Raw genomic sequence first — 10,313 nt, 5'->3', positions numbered from 1 at the left:
CCACCGCCCGCCCCGCGGCCAGGCGGCGCACGATCGTCCGACTGCCCGGGGCGGGCCGGGTCACCGATGAGCTCGCTGCCGGCCGGCGGTCGTCCGGGTGGGCAGCGCGCACGGCCCGGCGACGAAGCCGGCTACCGGCCGACGCGAACCGCCAGGTCCGGGTAACGGCGGACGAGGCCGTCGGCGTCGACGGTCAGCTCGGCCGAGAACCCGCCGGAACGGAATCGGACCCGCCCACCGCCGAGCGGCTCGTACCGCTGCTCGTCGCGCTCGACGGTCAGGTCGGGCACGGCCACGCGGGCGACGCCGAGGTCGACCACCTGTGCCTCGGGGGCGAGCAGCCCGCACCGCAGCACGGGCAGGGCGTTGGCGACGACCGACAGGCCGACGTCGACGTCGAGCGCGCCGTCGAGCGCCGGCGCCGGGCGGCCGTCGACCTCCCAGGCGCCGGCGCCGTCGCCGACCAGCGCCAACCGGCGCAGCGCGCCCGGGCGGGTCACCACCAACGAGACCCCGGCCGTGGCGTACCCGGCGTGGGTGGAAACCTCGTAGTCGAGCCGCCACGGTTCCGGGCCGAACCAGGCGACCGTCACCGCCGCCCGCAGCACGCCCGACCCCCGGTCGACGTCGACCGTCGCCGCCTCGCTCCTCGGCCCGTCCTCGCCGACCCACACGTGCACGGCGGCGGCCACGCCGGCATCGTCCCACGGCGCCGCGCCGGCCGGGCATGCTCGCGCCATCGACCACGTCGACGAGACCCGGGCGTTCTTCGGCCCCCGCGCCGCCGGGTGGGACGAGCGCTTCCCCGGCGACGAGCCGGCCTACGAGCGGGCCGTCGCCGACCTCGCCCCGCCCCGGGGCGCGACCGTGCTCGACGCCGGCTGCGGCACGGGTCGCGCCGTGCCGGCGCTGCGGGCCGCCGTCGGCCCGGACGGCACGGTGGTCGCCGTCGACGCCACCCCCGAGATGCTGGCCGAGGCCGCCCGGCGGGGACGGGGCGGGCCGGGCGGCGGCGGGCTCGTCCTCGCCGACGGCCTCCGCCTTCCGCTGCCGGCCGCGTCCGTCGACGCCGTCCTCGCCGCCGGCTACCTACCCCACCTGCCCGACCCGGTCGCCGGCCTCGCCGAGCTGGGCCGCGTCACCCGGCCGGGCGGCCGGCTGGCCCTGTTCCACCCGATCGGGCGCCGGGCGCTGGCCGCCCGCCACGGCGGCGAGCCGTCGACGGAGGACCCCCGCGACCCGTCCCGCCTCCCCGGGCTCCTGCGGTCGACCGGCTGGGACCCCGGCCCGGTCGACGACGGCGACGACCGCTACCTCGCCCTCGCCACCCGCCTCGCCTGACGGCCAGGGCTGGCGCGCCTCCGATGGGCCGGCGAGGCGCCGAAGGGTCGCTCGGCGCGTTGGCAACGGCCGGCACGTGCGCACCGCCGACGGCGACACGCGCCGGCGCCGAGACGGCGACCGGCCACGGCGCGCCGGCCGACACACCACACCACCCCTGCCCGCGCCTCGCACCCCGCGGCGGCGGCAGCATCGGCGGTGACCGCATCCGGCTAGGGTCGCCGGTTGGCCTATGGCTCCACCGCGCCGCTTCGCCGTGCCCGACGGGACCTCCACCGAGGACCTCGTCGCCGCGCTGCGACAGGCGCTGCCGGTCGTCGCCGAGCGGCCTGTCAGCCGGCGCCGCACGTTCTACGACACCTTCGACTGGCGCGTGCACGGGGCCGGCGGCGTGCTGGAGGTCGAGGAGGACGGCACCGGCGCCCGGCTCGTGTGGCGCACGGCCGAGGGCGACGAGCGGGCGACGGCGCCGGCCCCGCCCGGCCTGCGGCTGGCCGGCGACCTCCCCGACGGCCCCGTCCGGGACGCGCTCGGCCCGGTGCTCGACGTCCGGGCCCTGCTCCCCGTGGCCAAGGTGCGCACGACGACGACCGTCCTCCGGGTGCTCGACGACGACGAGAAGACGGTCGCCAGGATCGCCGTCGACCGCGACGTCGCCGGGCGGGAGCCGATCGGCCACCGCGTCCGCCTGCTGCCCGTCCGGGGCTACGACCGCCCGCTCGAGCGGGTGGCCCGCGCCCTCGTCGACGACCTCGGGCTGCAGCCGTCCGCCGACGACGTCCTCCGCGCCGCGCTGGCCGCCGCCGGCCGGCGACCGGGCGACTACTCCTCGAAGGTGCGGGTGCCGCTCGACCCGGCCACCCCGGCCGTCGCCGGCGCCACGGCCGTCCTCACCGCCCTCCTCGACGTGGTCGAGGCCAACGAGGAGGGCACCAGGGGCGACGTCGACCCGGAGTTCCTCCACGACCTCCGGGTCGCCGTCCGCCGCACCCGCACCGCCGTGCGGGCCTTCCGCGGCGTGCTCCCCGACGCGGTCCTCGCCACCGCCGCCGACGGGTTCCGGTGGGCCCAGCAGGTGACCGGCCCGGTGCGGGACCTCGACGTCCACCTCGTCGACCTGGCCGCCGCCGCGGCCCGCCTCCCGGAGGACGCGGCCGCCGACCTCGCGCCGCTGGTCGCCCACCTCCGCGACCGCCGCGAGGCCGCCCGCCGGGACCTCACCCGCGTGCTGCGGTCCCGGCGCTGGCGGGAGCTCACCGGGTGGTGGCGGGGCGTGCTGGCCGACCCGGCCGCCGCCGGGCCCCTCGGCCCCGAGGCGGGGGCGCCGATCGGCGCGCTCGCCGTCGACCGGGTGCGCCGGGCCGACCGCCGGGTGCGCCGCCTGGGCCGGGCCATCGACGACTCGTCGCCCGCCGAGAGCCTCCACGACCTGCGCAAGCGGGGCAAGGAGCTGCGCTACCTGCTCGAGCTGCTGGGGCCGGCGCTGCCCGGCGACCCCGGGCCGGCCGTCGCCGACCTGAAGGTCCTCCAGGACAACCTCGGCCGGTTCCAGGACTTCCAGGTGCAGGAGGAGTGGCTGCGCGGCGCCGGCGACGACCTCATGCGCCTCGGCGTGGGCGCCGGCACGGTGATGGCCATCGGGATGCTCGTCCAGGACCTGCGCCGGCGGTCCGAGCGGGCGAGGGCCGAGTTCGCGACGGTGTTCGCCGCCTTCGACGCGCCCGCCGCCCGCCGCCGCGCCGACCGCCTGCTGAGGGCGGGGTGACGCGGTGAGGGTCCTCGCCACCTACAGCATCAAGGGCGGCGTGGGGAAGACGGCGGCGGCCGTCAACCTCGCCTACCTGGCCTCCCGCGACGGCGCCAGGACCCTCCTGTGGGACCTCGACCCGCAGGGCGCGGCGACGTGGCTGTTCCGGGTCAAGCCGAGGGTGAAGGGCGGCGGCTCGGCCCTCGTGCGGGGCCGGCGCGACCTCGGCGACGCCATCAAGGGGACCGACTTCGACGGCCTCGACCTGCTCCCGGCCGACTTCTCCTACCGCCACCTCGACCTGGAGCTCGACGGGGCGAAGAAGCCCCGCGCCCGGCTCGCCCGCCTGCTGGCGCCGCTGCGCCACGAGTACGACGTCGTCCTGCTCGACTGCCCGCCGAGCATCTCGCTCGTGTCCGAGAGCGTGTTCCGGGCGGCGGCCACCCTGCTCGTCCCGCTCGTCCCCACGACCCTGTCCCTGCGCACGCTCGACCAGCTCCACGCCTTCCTCGACGGCGGGCGGGCGCAGGGGCCGGCCGTGCTCGCCTTCTTCTCGATGGCCGACCGCCGCAAGCGGCTCCACCGGGAGGTGATGGCGACGCTCCCCGGGGCCCGCCCCGGGGTACTGCAATCCGCGGTGCCATCGTCGACGGAGGTGGAACGCATGGGCCTGCACCGGGCGCCGGTGCCCGTGTTCGCGCCGAGGAGCCGGGCGGCCGCGGCGTACGAGGAGCTGTGGCGCGAAGTGCAGGGGGCCGGCTGATGCCCGCGCTCCTCCTGCTCCGCCACGGCAAGTCGGACTGGGACGCGGGGACGAAGGACGAGGACCGGCAGCTCACGGCCAGGGGCCGGCGGGCGGCGAAGGCCGTCGGCCTGTTCCTCACCCGCATCGGCGCCGTGCCGGACATGGCGGTCACCTCCCCTGCGGAGCGGGCCAGGACGACCCTGGACCTGGCCGTCGAGGCCGGGCGCTGGCCGTGCCCCGTGCGGGTGGCGGGCGAGCTGTACCGCAGGGGGCCGGAGTCGGTGCTGACCCTCGTGCGGGCCGAGGACCCGTCGACGACGTCGCTGCTGCTCGTCGGCCACGAGCCGACCTGGTCCGCCGTCGTCGAGTCGCTCACCGGGGCGGCCGTGCGCCTCCCGACCGGCACGCTCGTGCGCATCGAGCTCGAGCGCTGGACCGACGCCGTCGTGGGCGGGGGCTCGCTGACCTGGCTCGTCCCGCCCCGCCTGCTCGACCCCCCGTAGCCGGCCGCCCGGCCGTGCGACCGCCCCCGCCCGACGGCTACGCCGCGCCCGCCGCGGCCAGCCGGTCGAGCAGCGCCGGCACCTCGGCGAGCGACCCGACCTCGTGCCAGCCGCCCTTCGCCGCCTCGTCGGGGTCGGCCTCCTCCAGCCCGGAGAGCAGCGGGTAGGGCACGTGCACGCCGGTGCCGCCGACGGCGACCACCGGCAGCACGTCGGACCGCAGCGAGTTGCCGACCATGCAGAACCGCTGGGGCGCCACCCGCCACCGTTCGAGCAGCCGCCGGTAGGTGCCCTGGTCCTTCTCGCTCACGATCTCGATGCGCCAGAACAGCTCGCCGAGCCCGGAGCGGGCGACCTTGCTCTCCTGGTCGAACAGGTCGCCCTTGGTGACGAGCACCAGCCGGTGGCGCTCGGCCAGCTCCGTGACCGCCGCCCGCGCCCCCTCGAGGAGCTCGACGGGGTGGCGGAGCATGTCCCGCGCGAACCCCAGGATCGTCTCGATCTCCTCGGCCCCGACCTTGCGGTCCGACACCTCGATGGCCGTCTCGATCATCGACAGCGTGAACCCCTTGACGCCGTAGCCGAACGTGACGAGGTTCCGCCGCTCGGTCTCGATCAGGAGGCGGGCCAGCTCGGCCGGCTCGACGTAGTCGGCCAGCAGGGCGGCGAAGCGCTCCTGGGTCATCGAGAAGAGCGCCTCGTTGTGCCAGAGGGTGTCGTCGCCGTCCAGCCCGATCACGTCGAACACGGCGCCGAGGCTAGAGACCGGCGACGGCGGGCGTGAACCGAGCCAGGTACGACGTGAGGTGGCGGTAGGCGCCCGTGGCCAGGAGGACGCCGAGGACGACGAGCAGCCCGCCGGCCACCCGCTGGACGACCGGCCCGACCCGCCGCAGCCGGGCGCCGAGCGACGGCCAGGACGCGATCCCGAGCGAGGCGACGAGGAACGGCACGCCGATGCCGAGCGCGTAGGCGGTGAGGAGGAGCGCGCCCCGGCCGGCCTGGCCGGAGCGGGCGGCGACGGTCAGCGCGGCGCCGAGCAGCGGCCCGACGCAGGGCGTCCACGCCGCCCCGAAGGCCACGCCGATCACGAGCGGGCGCAGCGGGCGGAGGCGCCCCGGCAGGTCGGGGACGGTCGGGAGCAGCCGGCGCTCCCGAGCCAGCGGGCCCCGCACCACGCCGAGCAGGGACAGGCCGAGCACGGCGACGACGACCCCACCGCCCCGTTCGAGCGCGTCCTGCACGGTGCCGAGCGACGAGCCCACGAGCCCGGCGGCCGCCCCGAGGCCGGCGAAGACGAGCGCGAACCCGAGCACGAACACCGCCGTCGCCGGCACGGCCCTGGCCGGCGTGCGGGCGTCGGCCGCCTCGCCGGCCACCATCCCGAGGTAGGCCGGCAGCAAGGGGACGAGGCAGGGCGCGAGGAACGACGCCACGCCGGCGCCGAACAGGGCGACGAGGTCGGCGACCACGCCTCAGCCCCCGAACGTGAACGCGAACGCGGACACGCCGGCGCCCTGCGCGGTGAGCCGGATGGTGTGCTCGCCGACCTCGGGCGAGCGGACGAGGCGGTAGAGGTCGGGCACGGTGACGGTGACCGCGGTCGACCCGTCCGGCGCGGCGGCGACGCCGTCCGGCCGCCAGTCGGCCGGGACCGGCCGCCCGTCCACCTCGACGGTGACGTCGACCGGGCCGTCGCCGTCGGCGGCGAGGACGAGGTTGACCTCCGCGGCCCGGTAGCGCAGGACGATCGAGGCGCCCGGCTCGAGCGACCGGACCCGCTCGGCGTCGGCCGCCCACCGGCCGGCCAGGGCGACCTCGTCGACGCCGAGCTCGCCGGGGTCGGGGTAGTCGCGCTCGCCGAAGGTGGCGCCGGCCCGCCCGCGGGAGGTCCCCAGGTAGGTCTCGGGCGTGATGACCTCGGTGGGCGGGGCCGGATCGGCACCTCCGGGCCCGGCCGCCCTGGGCGACGACGGGTCCACGCCGAGCAGCTCGCGCAGCACGTCCTCGGTCTCGTCGTAGGCGCCCTCGCCGATGTGGCGGTAGCGGAGGCGGCCGTCGCGGTCGGCCACGTACTTGGCCGGCCACCAGTGGTTGTCGAAGGCGTCGAACGCGGCGTGGTGGTCGTCGAGGGCGACCGGCCACGTCACCCCCAGCCGCTCGACGGCGCCGGCCACGTTGGTGTGGTCGCGCTCGAAGTCGAACTCCGGCGAGTGGACGCCGACGATCACGAGCCCGTCGTCGCGGTACCGGTCCCACCACGCCCGCAGGTGGGGCAGGGTGCGCACGCAGTTCACGCACGAGTAGGTCCAGAAGTCGTAGACGACCACCCGGCCAACCAGGTCGGCGGCGCCGAGCGACGGCGAGTTCAGCCAGCCCTCGACGTGGAGCGCGGGGACGGGCTCGCCGACGGGGAGGTCCTGCGGGTCGACCCGGCCCGCGAGCTCGCCGGGGTCGACCCTGGCGGCCACGGCGACGGCGCCGACGGCCAGGGCCACGAGGGCGACGGCGGCGACGAGGTAGGCCCACGGCGGGCGGGGGGTCGGCGCCGGCGGCAGGGGCGGGAGGTCGACCCGGTCGGCGACGTGGTCGTCGACGGGCACCCGGCCAGCGTGCCACCGCTCGTGATCGTTCGCGCTCACCGTGGCGGACCGTTCACGCTTTCGAAAGATCGCCTACGCTTCCGCTCCCCAACGGCTGATCCCTCGGCGGTGACCATGAAGCTGCTCGGTAGACCCAAGTGGGTCGTCCTCCTCGTCGTCCCCCTCATCCTCGCGGCACTCGCCGCCACGGTGACCGCACCCTCGGCCGGCGGGTCCGCCGCCACCGAGGCATCGGCCTCCACTTCCGCGTCGTACCGCATCGACGGCGTGTCGACCAGGGAGCAGCGGACCGCCATCTCCCGGACCGGCGCGGCGATCGACGAGGTCGGCCGCAACTACGTCGTGATCACGGCCATGCCGAACGAGGTACGGGCCATCCGTTCGATCGGGTTCTCGCCGACGGCCGTCGCCACCCGCGACTTCCCGACCTACGACTCCCGCTACCACAACACCGCGGAGATCAGCTCGGAGATCGACGCCGTCGTCGCGGCCCGCCCCGGGATCGTCCGCAAGATCAGCCTCGGCACGTCGTACCAGGGCCGCACGATCTGGGCGGTGAAGATCAGCGACAACGTCGCCACCGACGAGGCCGAGCCCGAGGTCCTCTACGACGCGCTGCACCACGCGAGGGAGCACCTCACCACGGAGGAGGCGATCGCCATCCTCCACCTCTACGCCGACAACTACGGCACGAACACCCGCGTCACGAACATCGTGAACAGCCGCGAGCTGTACCTCGTGTTCGCGCTCAACCCCGACGGCCTCGAGTACGACATCTCGAGCGGCACCTACCGGTCGTGGCGCAAGAACCGCCAGCCGAACAGCGGCAGCACCTACGTGGGCACCGACCTGAACCGCAACTACGGCTACCGGTGGGGGTGCTGCGGCGGCTCGAGCGGCAGCCCGAGCAGCGAGACCTACCGCGGCTCGGCCGCCTTCTCGGCCCCGGAGACCCAGCGGGTGCGCAGCTTCGTGCAGAGCCGGGTGATCGGCGGGGTGCAGCAGATCCGCACGAACATCAGCTTCCACACCTACAGCGAGCTCGTGCTCTGGCCGTATGGCTACACGTACACCGACGTGCCGTCGGACATGACCTCGGCCGACCGGCAGACGTTCGTCGCCATGGGCCAGTACATGGCCAACTCGACGTGCTCGTCGACCTACGGGTGCTACACGCCCCAGCAGTCGAGCGACCTGTACATCACCGACGGCAGCAGCCAGGACTGGATGTACGGCACCTACCGGATCTTCTCGCTGACGACCGAGATGTACCCGAAGAACAGCAACCCCGGCTTCTACCCGCCCGACGAGCAGATCGCCACGCAGACGGCGCGGGTCCAGGAGATGGTGCTCTACGTCGCCGAGCTGGCCGACTGCCCGTACCGGGCGGCCAACCTCCAGGGCACGTACTGCCCGGCCGTGAGCGGCGTGTCGCCCACGGCGGCGGCGCCGGGCTCGACGGTGACGATCAGCGGGCGCGGGTTCACCGGCGCCACGTCGGTCGCCTTCGACGGCGTCCCCGCGGCGTCGTTCCGGGTCGTGTCCGACTCCCAGATCCGGGCCGTCGTGCCCGCCGGCGCGAGGGCCGGCCGGGTGACGGTCGACAACGCCAAGGGCACGGGCACCAGCCCGGCCGGGTTCCAGGTGGCGGCGGCCGGCTGATCGCCGGCTGAACGACGGAGGGGGCGGGCCGGTCGGCGGCGACGCCGGCCCGCCCCCACCCGTGCCACCCGCCCCGGGACCGGCTACCGTTCACCGGCCCGATCCCCCATTCCCGGCGGTGCCCGCCATGCCCTCCCGACGCCGCCCGGTCCTCCTGGCCCTGCCGGCCGCCCTCGTGCTCGTGCTGCTGGCGGTGGCCCCGTCGCCGTCGGCGGCGTCCTCCGCGCCGGCCCCGTCGACCGCCGCCGCGCCCGCCGAGTCCCCGTCGACCTACCGGGTCGACGGCGTGGCCACCAGGGAGGCCCGCTCGGCCGTCGCCCGCACGGGCGCGGCGATCGAGCAGGTCGGCGCCTCGTCGGTCGTCGTCCGGGCGCTGCCGTCCGAGGCCGCCGCCATCCGCGCCCTCGGCTACGCCACGTCCGCCATCGTCACCCGCGACTTCCCGCTCGCCGACCGCGGCTTCCACACGTACGCGGAGACGGTCGCCGAGATCGACGCCGCCGTCGCCGCCCACCCGTCGATCGTGCAGAAGCTCACCGTCGGCCAGTCGTACGAGGGCCGCGAGCTGTGGGCGGTGAAGATCAGCGACCACGTCGCCGACGACGAGGCCGAGCCCGAGGTGCTGTACGACTCGCTCCACCACGCGAGGGAGCACCTGACGACGGAGGAGGCGATCGCCATCCTCCACACCTACGTCGACGGCTACGGGTCCGACCCCAGGGTGACGGCCGTCGTCGACAGCCGCGAGATCTGGGTGCTGTTCCAGGTGAACCCGGACGGCGGCGAGTACGACGTCGCCACCGGCAGCTACCGGTTCTGGCGGAAGAACCGCCAGCCGACGCCCGGCTCGACGGCCATCGGCACGGACCTGAACCGCAACTACGGCTACCGGTGGGGCTGCTGCGGCGGGTCGAGCGCCCAGCCGGGCAGCGAGACGTTCCGCGGCCCGTCGGCGTTCTCGGCCCCCGAGACGGCCGCGTACCGCGACTTCGTCGACGGCCGCGTCGTCGACGGCGTGCAGCAGCTGCGCACGAACATCTCGTTCCACACCTACGGCGAGCTCGTGCTCTGGCCGTACGGCTACACGTTCGCCGACGTGCCGTCCGACATGGAGCCCGACGACCACGCCACGTTCGTCGCCATGGCGAGGGCCATGGCCGCCACCACGTGCCGGGCGACCGGCGGCGGCTGCTACACCGCCGAGCAGGCGAGCGACCTGTACATCACGGACGGGACGAGCGACGACTGGCTCTACGGCGCCCACCGCGTGTTCACGATCACGACCGAGATGTTCCCGACCGGCGGCGAGGGCTTCTACCCCGACGACGAGGACATCGCCCCGCAGACGGCACGGGTGCGGGACATGGTCCTCTACGCCGCCGAGCAGGCCGACTGCCCGTACCGGGCGGCCGGGCTGTCGACCCAGCACTGCCCGAGGGTGCGCGACGTGGCGCCCCGCCGCGGCGCGCCGGGCGCGACCGTGACGATCACGGGCCGGGGCTTCACCGGCGCCGTCGGCGTCGCGTTCGACGGCGTGCCGGCGATGTCGTTCACGGTCGTGGACGACGCCACGATCACCGCCGTCGTCCCCGCCGGCGCCCGCTCGGGCCTCGTCACCGTCGACCTGGCCAGGGGCAGCGGCGCCGGCCCGCGCCCGTTCCGGGTGACGGCGGCTGCGGGCGCGTCCGCGGCGGCGTGATCCCGGGGGCCGA

Annotated in this window: 10 protein-coding genes; 6 read left to right on the top strand and 4 right to left on the bottom strand. The window is 76.0% G+C overall.

All coding sequences use genetic code 11. The annotated features are described in order from the left end of the window. Positions 1–131: 131 nt before the first annotated feature. The gene (locus VGB14_07015) at positions 132–692 is read right to left on the bottom strand and encodes a putative glycolipid-binding domain-containing protein (GenBank protein HEX9992658.1); all 561 of its coding nucleotides are present in this window, start codon (positions 690–692) and stop codon (positions 132–134) included. Positions 693–738: 46 nt separating this feature from the next. Here VGB14_07015 and VGB14_07010 point away from each other — a divergent pair, with 46 nt between their 5' ends. The 4 genes from VGB14_07010 to VGB14_06995 all read left to right on the top strand — a co-directional run bounded on the left by VGB14_07010 (position 739) and on the right by VGB14_06995 (position 4,336). Further along, positions 739–1,341, top strand: a complete 603-nt coding sequence (locus VGB14_07010) for a methyltransferase domain-containing protein (GenBank protein ID HEX9992657.1) — start codon at positions 739–741, stop codon at positions 1,339–1,341. A 232-nt stretch (positions 1,342–1,573) separates the two neighbouring features. After that, positions 1,574–3,106, top strand: coding sequence for a CHAD domain-containing protein (locus VGB14_07005; protein HEX9992656.1), 1,533 nt, complete (start codon positions 1,574–1,576; stop codon positions 3,104–3,106). 4 nt (positions 3,107–3,110) lie between these two features. Next, on the top strand, positions 3,111–3,851 hold the full coding sequence (locus VGB14_07000; protein HEX9992655.1) for a ParA family protein: 741 nt from the start codon (positions 3,111–3,113) through the stop codon (positions 3,849–3,851). Next, entirely contained in the window at positions 3,851–4,336 is a 486-nt protein-coding gene (locus VGB14_06995; GenBank protein ID HEX9992654.1) for a histidine phosphatase family protein, read from the top strand. Before VGB14_07000 ends, VGB14_06995 begins: the two co-directional genes overlap by 1 nt. A 37-nt stretch (positions 4,337–4,373) precedes the next feature. Here VGB14_06995 and VGB14_06990 read toward each other — a convergent pair whose 3' ends face one another. From VGB14_06990 to VGB14_06980, 3 genes are read right to left on the bottom strand one after another with little or no spacing between them, the layout of a single operon-like run. After that, complete coding sequence (locus VGB14_06990) at positions 4,374–5,084, bottom strand: HAD family hydrolase (protein ID HEX9992653.1); 711 nt, start codon at positions 5,082–5,084, stop codon at positions 4,374–4,376. A 10-nt stretch (positions 5,085–5,094) separates the two neighbouring features. Further along, positions 5,095–5,808, bottom strand: a complete 714-nt coding sequence (locus tag VGB14_06985) for a cytochrome c biogenesis protein CcdA (protein ID HEX9992652.1) — start codon at positions 5,806–5,808, stop codon at positions 5,095–5,097. A 3-nt stretch (positions 5,809–5,811) separates the two neighbouring features. Next, positions 5,812–6,939, bottom strand: coding sequence for a redoxin family protein (locus tag VGB14_06980; GenBank protein HEX9992651.1), 1,128 nt, complete (start codon positions 6,937–6,939; stop codon positions 5,812–5,814). 114 nt (positions 6,940–7,053) lie between these two features. On the opposite strand from VGB14_06980, the gene VGB14_06975 reads away from it, so the two are divergent. Together VGB14_06975 and VGB14_06970 are read left to right on the top strand one after the other, a co-directional pair. After that, complete coding sequence (locus VGB14_06975; protein HEX9992650.1) at positions 7,054–8,601, top strand: M14 family zinc carboxypeptidase; 1,548 nt, start codon at positions 7,054–7,056, stop codon at positions 8,599–8,601. A 127-nt stretch (positions 8,602–8,728) separates the two neighbouring features. Then, positions 8,729–10,300, top strand: coding sequence for a M14 family zinc carboxypeptidase (locus VGB14_06970; GenBank protein ID HEX9992649.1), 1,572 nt, complete (start codon positions 8,729–8,731; stop codon positions 10,298–10,300). Positions 10,301–10,313: the final 13 nt, after the last annotated feature.

Source organism: Acidimicrobiales bacterium (assembly GCA_036399815.1).
Taxonomy (GTDB): domain Bacteria; phylum Actinomycetota; class Acidimicrobiia; order Acidimicrobiales; family DASWMK01; genus DASWMK01.
This window is presented reverse-complemented; position numbering and strand designations above follow the sequence as displayed.

Bases quoted from the DNA above. Each gene is read 5' to 3' on its own strand.
- VGB14_06995 (HEX9992654.1), top strand. From the start codon at position 3,851: ATGCCCGCGCTCCTCCTGCTCCGCCACGGCAAGTCGGACTGGGACGCG.
- VGB14_06975 (HEX9992650.1), top strand. From the start codon at position 7,054: ATGAAGCTGCTCGGTAGACCCAAGTGGGTCGTCCTCCTCGTCGTCCCC.
- VGB14_06970 (HEX9992649.1), top strand. From the start codon at position 8,729: ATGCCCTCCCGACGCCGCCCGGTCCTCCTGGCCCTGCCGGCCGCCCTC.
- VGB14_07005 (HEX9992656.1), top strand. From the start codon at position 1,574: ATGGCTCCACCGCGCCGCTTCGCCGTGCCCGACGGGACCTCCACCGAG.